18 protein-coding genes are annotated in these 17,049 nt (G+C 68.4%); 12 read left to right on the top strand and 6 right to left on the bottom strand.

Features of this window, described 5'->3' with window-relative positions; all coding sequences use genetic code 11:
* Positions 1–42 precede the first annotated feature (42 nt).
* Positions 43–2,739, bottom strand: coding sequence for an aconitate hydratase AcnA (gene acnA / locus ACETK8_RS19815; RefSeq protein ID WP_374037543.1), 2,697 nt, complete (start codon positions 2,737–2,739; stop codon positions 43–45).
* 342 nt (positions 2,740–3,081) lie between these two features.
* Here acnA and ccmA point away from each other — a divergent pair, with 342 nt between their 5' ends.
* Positions 3,082–3,705 (top strand): heme ABC exporter ATP-binding protein CcmA, encoded by a 624-nt coding sequence (gene ccmA, locus ACETK8_RS19810; protein WP_374037542.1) that lies wholly within the window; start codon positions 3,082–3,084, stop codon positions 3,703–3,705.
* Between the two features lie 205 nt (positions 3,706–3,910).
* Positions 3,911–4,576, top strand: a complete 666-nt coding sequence (gene ccmB / locus ACETK8_RS19805; RefSeq protein WP_374037541.1) for a heme exporter protein CcmB — start codon at positions 3,911–3,913, stop codon at positions 4,574–4,576.
* Positions 4,577–4,905: 329 nt separating this feature from the next.
* Here the strand turns inward: ccmB and ACETK8_RS19800 are convergent, their stop codons facing one another.
* Positions 4,906–5,220 (bottom strand): hypothetical protein, encoded by a 315-nt coding sequence (locus tag ACETK8_RS19800; protein WP_374037540.1) that lies wholly within the window; start codon positions 5,218–5,220, stop codon positions 4,906–4,908.
* 178 nt (positions 5,221–5,398) lie between these two features.
* On the opposite strand from ACETK8_RS19800, the gene ACETK8_RS19795 reads away from it, so the two are divergent.
* The 4 genes from ACETK8_RS19795 to ACETK8_RS19780 all read left to right on the top strand — a co-directional run bounded on the left by ACETK8_RS19795 (position 5,399) and on the right by ACETK8_RS19780 (position 10,173).
* Positions 5,399–7,471 (top strand): AsmA family protein, encoded by a 2,073-nt coding sequence (locus ACETK8_RS19795; protein ID WP_374037539.1) that lies wholly within the window; start codon positions 5,399–5,401, stop codon positions 7,469–7,471.
* Between the two features lie 59 nt (positions 7,472–7,530).
* Positions 7,531–8,418: an alpha/beta hydrolase gene (locus ACETK8_RS19790; RefSeq protein ID WP_374037538.1), complete on the top strand. Its 888-nt coding sequence runs from the start codon at positions 7,531–7,533 to the stop codon at positions 8,416–8,418.
* A 48-nt stretch (positions 8,419–8,466) separates the two neighbouring features.
* Entirely contained in the window at positions 8,467–8,652 is a 186-nt protein-coding gene (locus ACETK8_RS19785; RefSeq protein ID WP_374037537.1) for a hypothetical protein, read from the top strand.
* A gap of 66 nt (positions 8,653–8,718) precedes the next feature.
* Entirely contained in the window at positions 8,719–10,173 is a 1,455-nt protein-coding gene (locus ACETK8_RS19780) for an AMP nucleosidase (protein WP_374037536.1), read from the top strand.
* 353 nt (positions 10,174–10,526) lie between these two features.
* On the opposite strand, the gene ACETK8_RS19775 is transcribed toward ACETK8_RS19780, so the two are convergent.
* Positions 10,527–11,273, bottom strand: coding sequence for an SAM-dependent methyltransferase (locus ACETK8_RS19775; protein ID WP_374037535.1), 747 nt, complete (start codon positions 11,271–11,273; stop codon positions 10,527–10,529).
* 106 nt (positions 11,274–11,379) lie between these two features.
* Here ACETK8_RS19775 and ACETK8_RS19770 point away from each other — a divergent pair, with 106 nt between their 5' ends.
* The 5 genes from ACETK8_RS19770 to ACETK8_RS19750 are packed head-to-tail and all read left to right on the top strand — an operon-like array spanning position 11,380 to position 15,002.
* Complete coding sequence (locus ACETK8_RS19770; RefSeq protein ID WP_374037534.1) at positions 11,380–11,949, top strand: hypothetical protein; 570 nt, start codon at positions 11,380–11,382, stop codon at positions 11,947–11,949.
* A gap of 30 nt (positions 11,950–11,979) precedes the next feature.
* A complete protein-coding gene (locus ACETK8_RS19765; protein WP_374037533.1) occupies positions 11,980–12,603 on the top strand; it encodes a hypothetical protein in 624 nt (207 codons plus the stop codon).
* A gap of 2 nt (positions 12,604–12,605) precedes the next feature.
* Positions 12,606–12,908 carry a winged helix-turn-helix domain-containing protein gene (locus ACETK8_RS19760; protein ID WP_374037532.1) on the top strand — a complete coding sequence of 101 codons (303 nt, stop codon included), beginning with the start codon at positions 12,606–12,608 and terminating at the stop codon, positions 12,906–12,908.
* A 19-nt stretch (positions 12,909–12,927) separates the two neighbouring features.
* On the top strand, positions 12,928–13,707 hold the full coding sequence (locus ACETK8_RS19755) for a tyrosine-protein phosphatase (protein ID WP_374037531.1): 780 nt from the start codon (positions 12,928–12,930) through the stop codon (positions 13,705–13,707).
* Entirely contained in the window at positions 13,704–15,002 is a 1,299-nt protein-coding gene (locus ACETK8_RS19750) for an anthranilate synthase component I family protein (RefSeq protein WP_374037530.1), read from the top strand. Before ACETK8_RS19755 ends, ACETK8_RS19750 begins: the two co-directional genes overlap by 4 nt.
* Here ACETK8_RS19750 and ACETK8_RS19745 read toward each other — a convergent pair.
* From ACETK8_RS19745 to ACETK8_RS19735, 3 genes are all read right to left on the bottom strand, one after another.
* Positions 14,999–15,544 carry a TadE/TadG family type IV pilus assembly protein gene (locus ACETK8_RS19745; RefSeq protein ID WP_374037529.1) on the bottom strand — a complete coding sequence of 182 codons (546 nt, stop codon included), beginning with the start codon at positions 15,542–15,544 and terminating at the stop codon, positions 14,999–15,001. The genes ACETK8_RS19750 and ACETK8_RS19745 overlap by 4 nt on opposite strands.
* Entirely contained in the window at positions 15,541–16,011 is a 471-nt protein-coding gene (locus ACETK8_RS19740; protein WP_374037528.1) for a TadE/TadG family type IV pilus assembly protein, read from the bottom strand. The genes ACETK8_RS19745 and ACETK8_RS19740 overlap by 4 nt, the downstream gene beginning before the upstream one ends.
* Before the next feature lie 83 nt (positions 16,012–16,094).
* Positions 16,095–16,496, bottom strand: a complete 402-nt coding sequence (locus tag ACETK8_RS19735) for a pilus assembly protein N-terminal domain-containing protein (RefSeq protein ID WP_374037527.1) — start codon at positions 16,494–16,496, stop codon at positions 16,095–16,097.
* 292 nt (positions 16,497–16,788) lie between these two features.
* Here ACETK8_RS19735 and ACETK8_RS19730 point away from each other — a divergent pair, with 292 nt between their 5' ends.
* Entirely contained in the window at positions 16,789–16,953 is a 165-nt protein-coding gene (locus ACETK8_RS19730; RefSeq protein WP_374037526.1) for a Flp family type IVb pilin, read from the top strand.
* Positions 16,954–17,049 lie beyond the last annotated feature (96 nt).

The raw sequence follows: 17,049 nt of genomic DNA, 5'->3' as shown, positions 1-17,049 counted from the left end.
TATCGTTCGGCGCGCGGCGCCTCACTACTTGAGGCCAGCGGCTTAGCTCGTGGCCAGGTTCCGCAGGACGTAGGGCATGACGCCGCCGGCGCGCAGGTATTCCAGCTCGGTCTGGTTGTCGATGCGGCAGCGGACCGGGAAGCGGGCCATCTTGCCGTCCGACGGGCGGAACAGCTCGACCCACAGGTCCTGACGCGGCTTCAGCTTGCCGGTGTTGGCGTCGGTCAGGCCGCGGATGGTGACGATCTCCTCACCCGTCAGGCCCAGCTTCAGCCAGCCGTCCTGTTTGAACTGCAGCGGCACCACGCCCATGCCGATCAGGTTGGAGCGGTGGATACGCTCGAAGCTCTCGGCGATGACGGCGCGGACGCCCAGCAGGTTGGTGCCCTTGGCCGCCCAGTCGCGCGACGAGCCGGTGCCGTATTCCTTGCCGGCGAAGACGACCAGAGGACGGCCTTCCGACTGGTAGCGCATGGCCGCATCATAGATCGACATCACGTCGCCCGACGGGAAATGCTTGGTCACGCCGCCTTCGATCTCGGGCGTGATCTTGTTGCGGATGCGGATGTTGGCGAAGGTGCCGCGCATCATGACTTCGTGGTGGCCGCGACGGGCGCCGTAGGAGTTGAAGTCCAGGGCGTCGACGCCGTGGTTGGTCAGCCACTGGCCGGCCGGCGAGGTCTTCTTGATCGAACCGGCCGGGGAGATGTGGTCGGTGGTGATCGAGTCGCCGAAGATGGCCAGCACCCGGCCCTCGACGATGTCCTGAACCGGCTTCGGCTCCATGGACAGGCCTTCGAAGTACGGCGGGTTGGCGACGTAGGTGGACGAACCGTCCCACTCATAGGTCTGGCCGCCCGAGACCTGGATGGCCTGCCAGTGCTTGTCGCCCTTGAAGACGTCCTTGTAGCGTTTGGCGAACATGGCCGGGGTCACCGACTTGCGCTGGATGTCGGCGACTTCCTGCGTGGTCGGCCAGACGTCCTTCAGGAAGACGTCGTTGCCCTTCTTGTCCTGGCCGATCGGCTCCTTGGTGATGTCGATGCGCATCGAGCCGGCCAGGGCGTAGGCGACGACCAGCGGCGGCGAGGCCAGGTAGTTGGCCTGGACGTCCGGGTTCACGCGGCCTTCGAAGTTGCGGTTGCCCGACAGGACCGAGGTGGCGACGATGCCGTTCTCGTTGATCGCCTTGGAGATCGCCGGGTCCAGCGGGCCGGAGTTGCCGATGCAGGTGGTGCAGCCGTAGCCGACCAGGTTGAAGCCGATGGCGTCCAGATCCTTCTGCAGGCCGGCGTCGGTCAGGTAGTCGGTGACGACCTGCGAACCCGGGGCCAGCGAGGTCTTGACCCAGGGCTTGGGCTTGAGGCCCAGCGCATGGGCCTTGCGGGCCACCAGACCGGCGGCGATCAGGACCGACGGGTTCGAGGTGTTGGTGCAGGAGGTGATGGCCGCGATGACGACGTCGCCGTCGCCGACCGAGAATTTCTCACCCTCGACGTCGGCGCGGGCGGCGTCCGAGGTGCGGGCGAAGGTGCCGGTCAGGTGGCCTTCGAACTCGGGCGCGGCGGTGGTCAGTTCGACGCGGTCCTGCGGACGCTTCGGACCGGCCAGCGACGGCACGACCGAGGCCAGGTCCAGTTCCAGGGTGTCGGTGAAGACCGGCTCTTCCGAGGTTTCGTCGATCCACAGGCCCTGGGCCTTGGCGTAGGCCTCGACCAGGGCGACGCGCGCCTTGTCGCGACCCGTGGCGGTCAGGAAGTCGATGGTCGCTTGCGAGACAGGGAAGAAGCCGCAGGTGGCGCCGTATTCCGGGGCCATGTTGGCGATGGTCGCCTGGTCTTCCAGCGTCAGGCCGGTCAGGGCGTCGCCGTAGAACTCCACGAACTTGCCGACCACGCCCTTCTTGCGCAGCATCTGGGTGACGGTCAGGACCAGGTCGGTGGCGGTGGCGCCTTCCGGCAGCTTGCCGGTCAGTTTGAAGCCGATGACTTCCGGGATCAGCATCGGGATCGGCTGGCCCAGCATGGCGGCCTCGGCCTCGATGCCGCCGACGCCCCAGCCCAGGACGGCCAGGCCGTTGATCATCGTCGTGTGCGAGTCGGTGCCGACGACGGTGTCGGGATAGGCGACGGTCTTCTTGCCCTCTTCCAGCGTCCAGACGGTCTGGGCCAGGTTCTCCAGGTTCACCTGGTGGCAGATGCCGGTGCCGGGGGGCACGACGCGGAAGTTGTTGAAGGCCGAGGAGCCCCAGCGCAGGAAGTTGTAGCGCTCGATGTTGCGCTCGTACTCGCGCTCGACGTTCTGGTTGAAGGCCTTGGCCGTGCCGAAGTGGTCGACCATGACCGAGTGGTCGATGACCAGGTCGACGGGGACCAGCGGGTTGATCTTGGAGGCGTCGGCGCCCAGGGCCGACATGGCGTCGCGCATGGCGGCCAGGTCCACGACGGCCGGGACGCCGGTGAAGTCCTGCATCAGGACGCGGGCCGGACGGAAGGCGATCTCGTGCTCGACCGAGCCCTTGTTCTCGACCCAGGCGGCGACCGCCTTCAGGTCGGCCTCGGTGACCGAGACGCCGTCTTCGTTGCGCAGAAGGTTCTCCAGAAGCACCTTCATCGAGCGCGGCAGACGCGAGATGCCGGCCAGACCGGCTTCCTCGGCGGCGGGAAGGCTGTAATAGGCGTATTTCTTGCGCCCGACGGAAAGGTCCTGGCGGGTCTTGAGGCTGTCGACTGACGGCATGGGAGAGGGTCCTCTGGTCAAAGCCGCCCGGACATCCGGTTGCGCCGTCTCGCGGCGATCGCAGGGGCGCACAGGTCCCTTGCGCGCGCGGCGACAGCCTGCTGCGGCGACCGCGCATATAGCTCTGCTCGAGGGGTGCGTCCATGTATCCACGTCCTGTGTGGGGACATTGAGAACGGGTCGCAGAATCAACGCTCTCCCTCCCCCTCGGGGGAGGGTCGTCGCGAAGCGACGGGGTGGGGAGGGGCAGGCGACGTGGCGACGGAATCGAGGGGCCTTGCCTTGCCCTCCCCACCCGGCTTCGCTCCGCTCAGCCACCCTCCCCCGAGGGGGAGGGAGAAGATGATTCACACCCTCGCCATCACCGACCTGAGCCTGAGGCGCGGGGAGCGGACCCTGTTCGCCGGGCTGTCGTTTTCGCTGGGTGCCGGAGAGGCCGTGGCCCTGACCGGAGCCAACGGTGCGGGCAAGACCTCGCTGCTGCGGGCGGTGGCCGGTTTCCTGCGTCCCGAGGCTGGAGAGGTCGCCTTCCGCGACGGCGACGACCAGCCGATCGAGGTCGATCTGGCCCGCGCCCACGAGGTGCATCTGCTGGGCCACCTGGACGGGCTGAAGGGTCAGCGGACGGCGCGCGACGAGCTGATGTTCCAGTCGCAATGGCTGGGCCGCAGCCACCATGGCATAGACCATGCGGTTGAGACGCTCGGGTTGAAGCCGCTGCTGGATCTGGAGGTGCGGAAGCTCTCGGCGGGGCAGAGGCGCCGGCTGGCCATGGCGCGGCTGATCGGATCGCCGCGCGCCCTGTGGCTGCTGGACGAGCCGCTGAGCCCGCTCGACGCGAAATGGCGAGAGGCCGTGGGCACGATGATGGCGCGGCATCTGGACGGCGGCGGCCTGATCCTGGCGGCGGTCCACGATCCCCTGCCGATCCCGACGCGGGCGCTCGACCTGGGGGCGGGGCGATGAGTTCGATGATCTTTCTCCTCCCCGCCGCGCAGCGATGGGGAGGTGGCGCGACCCCGCTTGGGGTCGTGACGGAGGGGGCGACCGGGTTTCGACGGACGAGCACCCGCCAGCCCTCGCTCAAACCACCGTCTCGCCCCCTCCGTCACGGCGCTGAAACCGCGCCGCGCCACCTCCCCATTCGCCAAGCGGCGAACAGGGAGGAGAAATGAGCAGCGCATCGGTCCTGTTCAAACGCGAACTGGCCCTGGCCTGGGGCGGAGGCGGCGGGCCGCTGCTGGCCTGCGGGTTCTTCGCCTGTCTGACGACGGTCGTGCCGTTGGCGGCAGGCGGCGATCCGAACGTGCTCAAACCCGTGGCGGCGGGGGTCGCCTGGCTGGCTCTGGCCCTGTCGTCCTTGCTCTCGCTGGAGCGGCTGTTCGAGCGGGATCTGGAGGACGGGGCGCTGGATCTTCTGGCGACCGGGCCCCTGCCGCTGGAGGCCGTGTTCGCGATCAAGGCGATCAGCCAGTGGATCGCGACGGGTCTGCCCCTGGCCCTGACGGCGCCCGTGGCGGCCATGGCCCTAGGTCAGCCGGTCGAACTGGCGCCGCTGACGGCCCTGTCGGCCCTGATCGGAGGTTTGGGCTTCGCCTTCACCGGAGCGCTCGGCGCGGCATTGGCTCTGGGGGCCAAGCGCGGCGGGCTGCTGATCGCGGTGGTGGTCCTGCCGCTGTTCATTCCGCCGGTGGTGTTCGGATCGGGCGCGCTGGATCGCGCGGCGGCAGGGCTGAGCCCGCTGTCGGCGCTGGCGCTTCTCACGGCCTATGTGCTGTTCGCGGCCGTCATCGCCCCGCCGGCGGGCGCCGCGGCGATCCGCAGCGCCCAAGGTTAGCCCCAGGTCCGATCGACAGTTGCGATTCTCCCGTGCCCCTCAGCCTTCGCTGAAGTCCGCGGATGAAGCCGATGGCGGAGTTGGCAAAGCATCCCCGGAATCCGCCAACGATTCCAACGCCCCGATCTTCTGAAAGCCCTTTTCCTTAACGCCCCTCGAAACGGCCCCATACTGATCCGTTCACAGGAGGCGCGCGTCATGAGGCCATGGACGATCCGAACGCTTCGGACTCTTCGGACGGTGTTTTGGAGTCCGGGTCGTCAGCTCAGCCATCACACCCGTCCACCCCAGTCTTCGCTGGGATGGACGGATGAAAATGTCGCCTGAACCTAGCGAACAGCGGCGTAGGTGTTCAGCGTCTGGGTCAGGCGGGCGTGCTCGCGCGCCGTCATGCAGCGGGGCGCCGACCAGGTCTCGCCACGGCTGCGGGCCTGAAGCGCCTGATCGGCCGTCACGAAGGCCGGGGGCGTCCCATGCTCGCGGCGGAAGGCGCTGCGGGTCGCGGCGTCGTTCTCGCACATCATCACCACGCGCTGGGCGCCGGCCGGGGCCTCGGTCGGCAGGCGATGCTGCTGGGCCAGGGCGGGGGCGGCGACGGACGCGGCGAGGGCTGCGACGGCGGCGAGGGTGGTGAAACGGGTCATGGCGGTCTCCTCCAAAAGACCAGAAAGATGTCTGGGTTCGGAGGAATTATGCGCGCGATGGCCGCTATGTAAAGAAAATAAGACAAGTCCGCTGCAAACGGATGAAATCGACAGCGTCTCGCAAACAGTCGCGCTTGGCCTTGGCGCCTTTCCGGCGTCTGGCGCGTTGTGCTTCACCGTGAAGCGCCTTCTCCCCAACTCTCTGAATTTGCCGTCGAACTGGCAGGACCTGCGTGAACGCGCCCTGGTTCCTGCGGGAGCGCGCGTGCGGGGATGGCGCGACTGGGTGGTGGAGAACGATCCGGTCTACGGCTCCTTCCGCCGACCGGGCCGGACCGAAAAGATCGCCGCCTCGGTGACGCTCCTGCTGATTCTGGCCGTCGTGATCTTCCTCATGCTGTTCAACTGGAACTGGCTGAGAGGACCGATCGGGCGCTGGGCCTCGGCCAAATACGACCGCGAGATCGCCTTGCAGGGCGACCTGGACGTCAACCTGTTCAGCTGGACGCCGTCGGTGGTCGTGCGCGACCTGAAGTTCGGCGGCCCCGACTGGGCGCGCGAGGAAGACACCGCCAACGTCGAGCGGATCGAGGCCAGCGTGCGCCTGAGAAAGCTGTTCGCCGGCCAGATCGAGATGCCGCTGCTGTCGATCACCCGGCCGAACGTGGTCCTGATCTCGACCGAGGACGGCCGCCAGAGTTGGGAGCTGGAGCCCGACAAGCCGGACACCGGCGAGGGCATGAAGTTCCCGCTGATCAACCAGCTGATCATCCAGGACGGCCGGGTGTCGCTGGACGCCCAGGATCGCGACATCACGCTCGAAGCCGCCGTCACGGCGCGCGAGGCGGCGAGCGCGAACGACGGCGAAAGCGGCTTCCTGTTGACCGGCGAAGGCTCGATCAACGGTTCGCCCCTGACGTTGCGGATCGAGGGCGGGCCCTTCATCAACATCCGCCGCGACCGGCCCTATGCGTTCGAGGCGACCCTGGCCGGGGCGCGTTCGCGGCTGGTGGCGGAAGGCGCGATCACGCGGCCGTTCGACCTGGGCCGGTTCACCTCGACCCTGAGCCTGCAAGGCCAGGACCTGAACGACCTCTATCTGCTGACGGGCGTGACCCTGCCGAACACGCCGCCCTATCGGCTGTCGGGCGCCCTGACGCGGGATGACGCGGTGTGGACCTTCAACGACTTCTCGGGTCGGGTCGGATCGTCGGACTTGTCCGGCGACGTGAAGGTGGACGCCGGGGAGCGGTTGAACGTCGAGGCGCAACTGACCTCGCGCCTGCTCGACATCGACGACCTCATGGCCATCCTCGGCGCCGACACGCGCACCAACGAGGCCGGCACCAATACGACGACCGTCGCCTCGGGCTCGGGGCCCGGGATGCTGCTGCCCGACGCGACCCTGCAGGTCGACCGGCTGCGCACCATGGATGGGACGCTGACCTATCGCGCGGCGGCGGTGAAGGCGAACGACCTCGACATCCGTCAGGTCAATCTGGGTGCGGTGCTGGAGGGCGGCATCCTCGACCTTGATCCAGTCTCGTTCGTCTTCAATCGCGGCGAACTGAACGGCACGGCCAAGATCAACGCGACGCGCGATATGCCCTATAGCGCCATCGATTTCCGTCTCGCCGGCTATCCGCTGGAATCGATCATCCCGGCCCAGGGCGGCGTCGCACCGATCACCGGCCGGGCTCTGGGCCGCGCTCGTCTGGAAGGGCCGGGCAACTCGATCCACCGCTTCGCCGCCGCCTCGAAAGGCTCGATCAGCCTGGTCGTGCCGCAGGGCGAGATGCGCGCCGCCTTCGCCGAACTGCTGGGCATCAACGCCAGCGCCGGCCTGCTGAAGCTGTTGAGCGGAGACCAGTCGCGCAGTTCGATCCGCTGTGGCGTGGCGGATTTCGAGGTCACGGGCGGCGTCGCTCGGGCCAAGACCTTCGTCATCGACACCGATGTGGTGCTGGCCCAGGGCACCGGCTCGATCAATCTGGGGACCGAGACCCTGGACCTGAAGATCGACGGCGAGTCCAAGAGGCCGCGCCTGTTGCGCCTGTGGACGCCGATCCATGTGCGCGGCCAGCTGTCTTCGCCCAGCGTCGGGGTGGAGACGGGCTCTGTGGTGGCCCAGGCCGGGCTGACGGGCCTGCTGGCCTCCGTGGTCGCGCCGGTCGCCGCCCTGTTCGCCTTCGTCGAGCCGGGCCTAGCCGAGGACGCCAACTGCGGCTCCCTGATCGCCAATGCGCGATGAGGCCAAACGGTGGGTGATGGCGTATCTGACCTCGATCCGCTGATGAGAGACGACCACCGATGACCCGCAGAGGCCTGTTCGCCCCCGCCCTCGGCGCCGTGGTCGCGTCGCTCGCGGCGGCCTGCAGCCCGCTCGGGATGCTGAACAGTTTCGGCCCGCGCGATCGGGGCGTGGGGCGGGTGGCGCGCGATCTGGAATACGGATCGCACCCCCGCCAGCGGTTCGACCTCTATGCGCCAACCGGAGCCGGTCCGACCTCGCCCCTGCCGGTGGTGGTCTTCTTCTACGGCGGCGGTTGGGACTCGGGATCGAAAGACCTCTACGGCTGGGCGGCCCAGGCGCTGGCGGCGCAGGGGGTCGTCGTCGCCGTGCCCGACTATCGGCTGGTTCCCGAGGTCCTGTTCCCGGTCTTCATTCAGGACGCGGCCGCCGCGACCGCTCGGGTGGCGGAGGTCGCGGCGCGGTATGGCGGCGATCCGACGAGACTGGGCGTGCTCGGCCATTCGGCGGGCGCGCATCTGGCCATGATGATCGCGCTGGACCGTCGCTACATGGAGGCTGTCGGCCAGCCTGATCTGATCAAGGCCGCGGCGGGACTGGCGGGGCCCTACGACTTCCTGCCGTTCGACGTGCCGGCCTCGATCAACGCCTTCGGTCAGGCCCCCGACCCCGAGCAGACCCAGCCGCTGCATTTCGCCCGCGCGGACGCCCCGCCCCTGTGGCTCGGGCACGGGACCGCCGACGTCGTCGTCCACGACGAGGACACCATCCTGCTGGAGGCGCGGATGCGGGAACTGGGTGGACGTTGCGAGGCGAAACTGTATCCCGGGCTCAGCCACGAGGACCTGATCGCGACCTTCTCGCCCCTGTTCCGCAAGAAGGCGCCGGTGCTGGCCGATGTCTCGGCCTTCTTCCACCGCGAGCTGGGCGTCAGGGCGCATCAGTAGCGCCGTTCTGCGAAGTGATGCCGTCTCCTTCTGGAACGGGAGGACTTCATGCGTGTCACGGCTCTGGCGATCCTGGCCTTCGTCGTCGCGACCTCGGCCTGCACCGCCTGGTCGCCGCTGTGGCGGGCCGACGACGGCGAGTGCTGCGGCACGGCGGGCTCGGTCGAGATGGCGTTCGAGGTCGTCGACGACAAGCTGACTCTGACCGAGGCGGAGATCACGCCCGCTCCGTAACGGTTCGAAAGCTGTGTTGAACCTTGACCGTCTCGCCAGCGCCATCTTCCTCGGGTAGGGGAGGTCATGACAGAACAGAAAAAAGGGGCGCTGGGCGCGCCCGAGGCCCTGGATCGCCTCGAAGCCCTCTACACTCAATCCGTCGCCAGCCTGCGTGAGGCGGTGAAGACCTTCCTCGCCACGGGCGAGAAGGCGGATCCCGAAGCCCGCGCCAAGGGCCTCTTCTCCTACCCCTCCCTGACCATCACCTGGTTCGGCGACCGGCCGACCAACCTGCCGATCCGCTCCTATGCCCGGATGTCGCGCCAGGGCGTCTACACCACCACCATCACCCGGCCGGACCTCTATCGCCCCTATCTGATGGAGCAGCTGACCCTGCTGCAGCAGGACTATGACGTCGCCTTCGAGGTCGGTCCGTCGGAGCAGGAAATCCCCTTCCCCTATGTGCTGGACGGCTCGGACGTGGTGCTGAACCCGTCGCAGACGGCGGCCATCGCCCGCTATTTCCCGACCACCGACCTGGCCCATATCGGCGACGAAATCTCCGACGGCCTGTTCGACCCGGCCGAGGACTTCCCCCTGTCGCAATTCGACGGCCTCAGGACCGACTTCTCGCTGGCGCGCCTCAGGCACTACACCGGGACCCCGGTCGAGGACGTCCAGTCCTACATCCTGTTCACCAACTACAACCGCTACGTCGACGACTTCGTGCGCTGGGCGGTGGAGCAGCTGAAGGACCCGAACAGCATCTATGAGACCCTGTCGTGCGCCGGCGGGGTGGTCATCACGCGGGACACGGCCGACGCCGACGCGGTGATGGACGCAGCCTGGAAGAAGCACCAGATGCCCGCCTATCACCTGACCGCGCCGGGCCACACCGGCATCACCCTGGTCAACATCGGGGTTGGTCCGTCGAACGCCAAGACCATCTGCGACCACCTGGCCGTGACCCGTCCGCACGCCTGGATGATGATCGGCCACTGCGGGGGCTTGCGTCCTTCCCAGACCATCGGCGACTACGTCCTGGCCCACGCCTATCTGCGCGACGACCATGTGCTGGACGCGGTCCTGCCGCCGGACATCCCGATCCCCTCGATCGCCGAGGTTCAGCGGGCCCTCTACGACGCGGCCAAACAGGTCTCCGGCGCGCCGGGCGAGGAGGTCAAGCGCCGCCTCCGCACCGGCACGGTGGTGACCACCGACGACCGGAACTGGGAGCTGCGCTATTCCAAGTCGGCGCTGAGGTTCAACCAGTCCAGAGCCGTCGCCATCGACATGGAAAGCGCGACCATCGCGGCCCAGGGCTATCGCTTCCGCGTGCCCTACGGGACGCTGCTCTGCGTGTCCGACAAGCCGCTTCACGGCGAGATCAAGCTGCCGGGGCAGGCCAACCGCTTCTACGAAGGCTCGATCTCGGAGCATTTGCAGATCGGCATCCAGGCGATCGACCTGCTGCGGAAGGAAGGCTCCAGCCTGCATTCCCGCAAGCTGCGCGCCTTCGACGAGCCGCCGTTCCGGTGATTTCGTCCGGTTCGTCCGGACGAAACGAAGCGGACAAAACGGACGAAACGGACGAAATCTCCTTTCCCTTGGCGCGTGGGTTTCGACCCTCGAAGCCATTGTAACCCCGTCTGGAGGGGCGCCAGATAAAAGGCGTCTTAAAAGTTCGGGGCTTTGATTGGAAAAGGGATTTCGGGGGGTGCTTTGCCAACTCCACCGCCTTTTCCCTCCCCCTGCGGGGAAGGGTCGTCGCGCAGCGACGGGGTGGGGAGGCCAGGCAAGGCCCCGCTTATATCGTCGCTTGGTCGCCTTGCTGCCCCCACCCGGTCTCCGCTGCGCTGCGACCACCCTCCCCCGAGGGGGAGGGAGAGGGTTCAGGTTTTGCGGAACAGATAGAGCCCGAAGCTGAGGTAGGGCCGGCCAAAGTCGAACGTCGCCTTGGACAGGTCGGCGCGCTGGCGGATCGAGGGGGCGGAGGGGTGGTCGGGGTTGGCGTCCAGCCAGTCCCGCACCCGCGCGTCGGCGCCGCCGAAGAAGGCGTCCCAGTCGGCGTCCGGCGCGATCTCGGCCGAGACGACCTCCAGCCCCGCGGCCTCGGCCGCCGCCAGCCAGCCTTCGTGGGTCGCATAGTCACCGGTCGCGCCGATGACCTGACGCAGGGGCGCGGGCGGTTCGCCCTTCCAGGTCAGGTCGCCCCACAACAGCCAGCCCGGCGAGGCCAGCCGGTCGGCGAGGACCATGAAGATGGCGGCGGCCGAGCGAATGCCGGGACCGGCCGGCTCGGTGGAGCCGAGCGCCACGATCAGGTCGGCGGGGGCGAGGCGGTCGAGCGCCGTGGCGGATCCCTCGGCGACGACCGCGACCCGGTCGGAAACGCCCGAGGCTTGGGCGCGGTCGCGGATCATCTCGGCCATGTCGGGATAGCGTTCGATGGCCTGGACGTTCAGCCCAAAGTCGCGGGCCAGGGCGACCGAGACCCCGCCCGCGCCCGCGCCGATGTCGAGCGCGGTGGCGCCCGCCGGCAGGGCGGTTCGGGCGACCAGGGCCGAGATGGCGTCCAGGGTCACCGGGTTGGCGACCTCGAAACCGGCGTAGGCGATGGAGTGGTAGGTCGGGGGCATGGGACCATCTAACCGAGCCGAGCGCCGTCCGCACCGGATATCGAGAAAGAACTTTACAACATAAAGTGCATGTGAGATTGAAGCTCATCGAACACGGATGCTTCTCATGACCGCGACCACCCTCGAACCCGTTTCCAACGCCGCCGCGCCGACCCTGGCGGTCGCCGCCGGGCGCAATCTGATCGCGGCGGGTGCGATCTTCGGCGCCGCCAACCTGTTCCAGTGGAGCGTGCTGAGCGGGGCGGCCCATCTGCATCCCGCCCTGCTGTCGCTGAGCTGGCCGGTGGCGGTGACCCTGTTCATCGTCATCGTGCGGCGGCTGCGCGGGCTGGGCGGAGACCACGCCATCCGCGCGGCCTCTTGGTCGCGGTTCAGCATCCTGGCCCAGATCGTCGCGGCCCTGTCGCTGGCGGGGGCCTCGGCCCTGACCCAGAACTGGGAGCTGATGCGCTGGATGTCGCCGATCGGCCTGGGCTTCTACGGCCTGGCCTTCTCCATCGCCGTGGTGCGCGGCGGGCCGAAATGGCTGGGCGGCGTCGCCCTGGGGTCGTTCGTCGCGGCGGCGGGCGTGGCCCAGCTGATCGGCACGCCGGAACAATACCTGGCCTATGCCGCCGGCCTGATCGCCTTCGCCCTCATCCCCGGCGCCGTCCTGGCCTTCGGCCGCGCGCGCTGATCCGAAAACCCCTGTAGGGAGACCTCGACCATGACCCATTCCGACAATGACGCCGCCGACATCGCCTGGCTGAGAAACCTCGCCGCCGAGGGCGCCCAGACACCCTATCGCGGGGGCTCGGTGATGATCTCCGCCGGTCTGATCTACGGCTCCGCCAGTCTGCTGCAATGGGCGGCCCTGGCCGGGCTGGTGTCCCGCGACCTGACTGGAAACGGCCTGCAGTGGCTGGTGGCGACGGCGCTCTTCCTCGTCACCCTGCCGATCCTGATCTGGCGGATGAAGGGGCAGGGCGGGACCAGAACGACCGCCAATCGGGTGGTCAGCACGATCTGGGGCTGCGTCGGTTGGTCGATCTTCGTCCTGTTCGCCTGCATGATGATCCGGGACACCCGGCTCGGCGGGGGCGTGGACATCGCGGGCCTATGGCTGGTCCCGTCCATCATCATGGTCTTCTACGCGCTCGGATGGGCGGTCACAGCGAGCCTGTACGGCAATGGTCGTCTGTGGTGGCTGAGCATCGGATCGTTCGTCGCGGCTGCGGCTCTCGCGGCCCTGACGGGAGATCCCGGCCTCTACCTCGGCTACGCCGCCGCCCTGTTCCTCCTGATGGCGCTGCCCGGCTATCTGCTGGTGCGCGCCGCGAACCGGGGCTGAGGATGTCGGACGATTTCGACATCGGCCGGATCGACGACGTCATCCACGGACGGGTCCGCCTCGGCATCATGGCGGCCCTGTCGGGAGTGGAGAGCGCGGACTTCGCCACGCTGAAGGCCCGGCTGCAGACCACCGACGGCAATCTGTCGGTCCACCTCAGGAAGCTGGAGGAGGCGGGGTTCGTTCAGGTGACCAAGCGGTTCGTGGGTCGAAAGCCCCTGACCGAGGCCGCCATGACCGAACCGGGGCGCAAGGCCTTCGTCGCCTATCTGGACGCCATGGCCGGGCTGGTGGGGGGACGCTGAGGCGCCCTATAGGGGAGGCATGACCTCCCGCATCCACGCCTTCGACGCCCTGGACAATTTCCGCGACTACGGCGGGTACGACACCGCCGCCGGGCGGGCGCTGAAGACCGGGCGGCTGTTCCGGTCGGCGCACCAGGCCTCTGTGACCGAGGCGGATCTGGAGCGGCTGGCGGTCTTCGATCTGGGCGTCGTGGTGGATCTGCGGCGTCCGGTCGAGCGGCGACGGCAACCGTCGAAACGGGCGGCCAACTTCACCGGCCAGGTGCTGGAGAGCGATCTGGACGAGCGGGGCGAGGCGCCGCACATCACCTTCCTGAAGAGCGCGGACCTGACCGCGGATTCGGGGCGGACCTTCATGACCGGCCTCTATCGCGACCTGCCTTTCGCTCCGGCGCACCTGGACCTGTTCGGGCGGTATTTCCGGGCGCTCGGCGAGACCGACCGGCCGGTGCTGATCCACTGCGCGGCGGGCAAGGACCGGACCGGGATGCTGGCGGCCCTGACCCATCATCTGGCGGGGGTCCATCACGACGACCTGATGGAGGACTATCTCTTGACCAATACGGCGGTGGATCTGGTCGGGCGGGCGCCGGCCATCGCCGAACAGCTGAAGGGCTTCACCGGACGCGAGGCGTCGAACGATGCGGTGGTCGCCTTCATGGGGGTGGAGGCCGCCTATCTGGACGCCGCCATCGCCTCCATCGAGGAGCGGCACGGGTCGATCGACGGCTATCTGGAACAGGCGCTGGGGGTCGATGCGGCCCTGCGCGAGCGGATCGCGGAGCGGCTGGCGGCGTGACGGTTCGCGTCACGAGGACGCTGGACTGGGTCGAGCCGCTGGCGGTCGCCGCCGGGCTGGCGGATCGCGAGGGGGCGCTGTGCCTGTTGTCCGACGGCGGGCCGAACGGGCGGCGGTCCTATGTGGCCTGTAAGCCGGACCAAGTGGTCGTGGAGCGGATGACGCCGGAGCGGCCGTTCGCGGCGCTGGACGCCGAGGGAATGAACCGGTTCGTCGTGGGGCTGGCGACCTATGACGCGGGGGCGCGGGCGGCGACCGGAGAGCGGGAGGCGGCGCCCGGCGACTGGCCCGACCTGACCCTGGCCCGCTATCCGGCCATGCTGGTATTCGACCACGAGATGCGGGTCGTGTCGGCGGTCGGGCTAGGGGCGGACGAGGCGGCGGCCGGAGTGGCGGCGGATCGTGCGGCGGGCTGGATCGTCGGGGCGGCGATGCCGGTCGCGGGCGCGTCGCCGGCGGCGGGTTTCGAGGCCGAGCGGCCGGATGGGGCCTACGTCGACGCGGTCGCCGACGTCGTGGCGCGGATCGCGGGCGGCGAGCTGTTTCAGGCCAATATCGCGCGGGCGTGGCGGGGCAAGCTGAAGGACGGCGTCGATCCGTTCGAGGTCTTCGTCCGGTTGGCGGCGGGGGCCGCGCCTTACGGCGCCTTCTGGCGGATGGGGGAGCGGGCGCTGGTCTCCAACTCGCCCGAGCTGTTCCTGACCTTCGATCCCGAGAGTCGGCGTATCGAGACGCGGCCGATCAAGGGGACGCGGCCCAGGAATACGGATGCACGCGTCGATGCGGCCCACGCCGCCGAACTGGTCGCCAGCGCCAAGGATCGGGCCGAGAACCTGATGATCGTCGACCTGATGCGGAACGACCTGTCGCGGGCGGCCCGGCCGGGGTCGGTCGCGGTCGAAAGACTGTTCGCCCTGGAGAGCTTCGCCACCGTCCATCATCTGGTCTCGACCGTGACGGGGGAGGCGGAGGCGGGTGTCGGACCCGCCGAGGTGCTGGCGGCGACCTTCCCGCCGGGCTCGATCACGGGCGCGCCCAAGCATCAGGCCATGCGGGTGATCGCGGTGCACGAGGAGCCGCGCGGGCCGTGGTGCGGCAGTCTGTTCCTGCTGGACGACGACGAACGGCTGACGGCCTCGGTGCTGATCCGGACCATCGGCTTTCACCGCGAAGGGGAGGGGTGGGCTTTCCGGACCCTGGCGGGGGCGGGGATCGTGGCGGACAGCGATCCGGCGTCGGAGCTGGCCGAGACCGAGGCCAAGATCGCGGCGATCCGGCGGGCGCTCGTCGGCTAGCAGTCGTTGCAGGGAATGGCGTTCACCAGACGCGGGCGCAGCCAGTAGGTGTGGCTGAAGGTCCGGGTGCCGGGCAGGACCTGACCCAGGGGCGAGGTGTAGGCGTAGGTTCCCTCGCTCATGATGATGTTCTCGCCGTTGGCGATGAGGCCGGCCGGCACCGTGACCACGCCCGCGCGCTTGCCCAGGGTTCCGTTGCCCCGGCTCCAGACCACGCGGGCGACGCCGTCGGTTCCGCGCGTGATGGAGGTGACCCGCAGGGACAGGGTCGAGTCCGAGAAGGGCGCCAGGACGATGCCGCCCAGGGCGAAGGTGTTGTCGACCAGGGTGGCGTTCACGGTCTGGTACTGGGCCACGATGTCGGCGACCTGGGAGGTGGCGTGGCCCATGCGGCGCTGGGCCATATAGGCCTGACAGAACTCCGCGAGGCCGAAATAGATCAGGACGATGACCGGGGCGATGATGGCGAACTCGACCGCCGAGCTGCCGGACAGGTCGCCGCCGAAACGCTGGAAGAAGCCGGGGGCGCGGCGACGGCTCACGGCGTGTTCCCGCGATACGGTTCGTTGCGGAAGGCGGTCGCGACCGAGATCACCGCCGCGCCGGAGTTCAGCTTGGACATCGCCTGCTGCATGAAGGGCGTGACCAGGGGCTGAGAATAGAAGACCCGGACCAGCATCAGGTCGCCGGGCTGGCCGCGATTGTACTGCAACTGGTTCTTGTCCAGAACGCCGTCCTTGATCGGCAGGCTGGGCAGGCCGTCGCTGAACTGGGGCAGGACGCGGACGTCGATGTCCGCGCGGCTGGGGCAATCGCCCTGGAAGACGCTCATCTCCGAGCAGAAGGCGGCCTTGAACTGGGCGGCGGTGATGTTCTGGGTGTCCGCCTGACCCGTCCGCACGATGCGGCTGGCCTTCTGCACGGCGGTCTCGAGCGTGGAATCCACGATGAAGACCAGGCCGAGCTCCAGCACGGCGAAGATCATGAAGAAGAAGGGGATGGAGATCATGGCGAACTCCACGGCGGCGGAGCCGCCGCGTCGCGCGCCGGATCCCGTCCGGCCGCGTCTGCGGAGCGAGAGGAGCGCCATCGTCAGGGCGTCGGGGCGGTCGTCGTGTTGCGGATGCTGGGGGCGCAGGAGGCGGCGCAGGCCATTTCGGTCGCCTGGGCGCCGCGCCACACGCGAACCGAGCCGGTCGAGCCGCCGGTGACGACGATCTCGCCCTGGAAGATGGTGCGGCCCACGCCGTCCACGGCGACGACCTCGGTCACGCCGTAGCCCTTGCCGGTGACGAACAGGGTGTTGGCGTCCACCACGGTGACATCGGCGATGGCCGGGTTGCCGACGATGACGGAAGCGGCCGAACCCGTCAGGCCGATCCGGGTCGAGCGATCGATCTCGACGTTCAGGGTCTGGGCCTGCACGGCGCCCGCGACCAGCAGAAGGCCGGCCACGAGGGCGGGGCGGAGGCGGGCGGCGATCGATCCGGCCATGGTCGTGTTTCCTTGAAATCCTGAACGGGCGCGCGCGAGGGCGAGGCGCGAACATCGGCCGGAAACCTCTACAAACTCTAAAGTCTGAGATCAGGAAGGCCGTCGCGCCCGTGTTTGCTGGGTCGAAAGCGTCTTGGAGCGACTTTTTACAGTAAACGGGACGGTAACCACGCCTTCTAGCCCGCCTTTAACCGATCCGGGCGATTATGCTCCTGCGTTTGGGGGAAAGCGGGCGACCGAGCCTCCCAGCCACTCGTTAGCTCGCTTCACAGATTTCAAAAGGAAGAACACCATGACCAAGTTCGTTTCGCGTTTCGTCCAGGACGAGTCCGGCGCCACCGCCATCGAGTACGGCCTGATCGCGGCCCTGATCGCCGTCGTCATCATCGGCGCCGTCACCACGGTCGGCACCAAGCTGCAAAGCACCTTCAAGGCGGTTTCGGACAAGCTCGCCTAAGCCCTCTACGGGTCTTGAAAACGGGGGGCCGGCGCGGAAACGCGCCGGCCCTTTGTCTTTGCGCCGATGGTTTTCGCGGAGTCGGATCCTTCCGAC

The sequence above is a fragment of the Brevundimonas staleyi genome (assembly GCF_041893865.1).
GTDB lineage: Bacteria > Pseudomonadota > Alphaproteobacteria > Caulobacterales > Caulobacteraceae > Brevundimonas > Brevundimonas staleyi.
The sequence above is the reverse complement of the archived record's forward strand: the minus strand, read 5'-3'. Positions and strand labels throughout refer to the sequence as shown.

What these genes read in the sequence shown, in the direction of transcription:
- acnA (WP_374037543.1), bottom strand. Translation starts at nt 2,739, where the DNA reads ATGCCGTCAGTCGACAGCCTCAAGACCCGCCAGGACCTTTCCGTCGGG.
- ccmA (WP_374037542.1), top strand. Translation starts at nt 3,082, where the DNA reads ATGATTCACACCCTCGCCATCACCGACCTGAGCCTGAGGCGCGGGGAG.
- ccmB (WP_374037541.1), top strand. Translation starts at nt 3,911, where the DNA reads ATGAGCAGCGCATCGGTCCTGTTCAAACGCGAACTGGCCCTGGCCTGG.
- ACETK8_RS19800 (WP_374037540.1), bottom strand. Translation starts at nt 5,220, where the DNA reads ATGACCCGTTTCACCACCCTCGCCGCCGTCGCAGCCCTCGCCGCGTCC.
- ACETK8_RS19790 (WP_374037538.1), top strand. Translation starts at nt 7,531, where the DNA reads ATGACCCGCAGAGGCCTGTTCGCCCCCGCCCTCGGCGCCGTGGTCGCG.
- ACETK8_RS19785 (WP_374037537.1), top strand. Translation starts at nt 8,467, where the DNA reads ATGCGTGTCACGGCTCTGGCGATCCTGGCCTTCGTCGTCGCGACCTCG.
- ACETK8_RS19780 (WP_374037536.1), top strand. Translation starts at nt 8,719, where the DNA reads ATGACAGAACAGAAAAAAGGGGCGCTGGGCGCGCCCGAGGCCCTGGAT.
- ACETK8_RS19775 (WP_374037535.1), bottom strand. Translation starts at nt 11,273, where the DNA reads ATGCCCCCGACCTACCACTCCATCGCCTACGCCGGTTTCGAGGTCGCC.
- ACETK8_RS19770 (WP_374037534.1), top strand. Translation starts at nt 11,380, where the DNA reads ATGACCGCGACCACCCTCGAACCCGTTTCCAACGCCGCCGCGCCGACC.
- ACETK8_RS19765 (WP_374037533.1), top strand. Translation starts at nt 11,980, where the DNA reads ATGACCCATTCCGACAATGACGCCGCCGACATCGCCTGGCTGAGAAAC.
- ACETK8_RS19760 (WP_374037532.1), top strand. Translation starts at nt 12,606, where the DNA reads ATGTCGGACGATTTCGACATCGGCCGGATCGACGACGTCATCCACGGA.
- ACETK8_RS19755 (WP_374037531.1), top strand. Translation starts at nt 12,928, where the DNA reads ATGACCTCCCGCATCCACGCCTTCGACGCCCTGGACAATTTCCGCGAC.
- ACETK8_RS19740 (WP_374037528.1), bottom strand. Translation starts at nt 16,011, where the DNA reads ATGATCTCCATCCCCTTCTTCTTCATGATCTTCGCCGTGCTGGAGCTC.
- ACETK8_RS19735 (WP_374037527.1), bottom strand. Translation starts at nt 16,496, where the DNA reads ATGGCCGGATCGATCGCCGCCCGCCTCCGCCCCGCCCTCGTGGCCGGC.
- ACETK8_RS19730 (WP_374037526.1), top strand. Translation starts at nt 16,789, where the DNA reads ATGACCAAGTTCGTTTCGCGTTTCGTCCAGGACGAGTCCGGCGCCACC.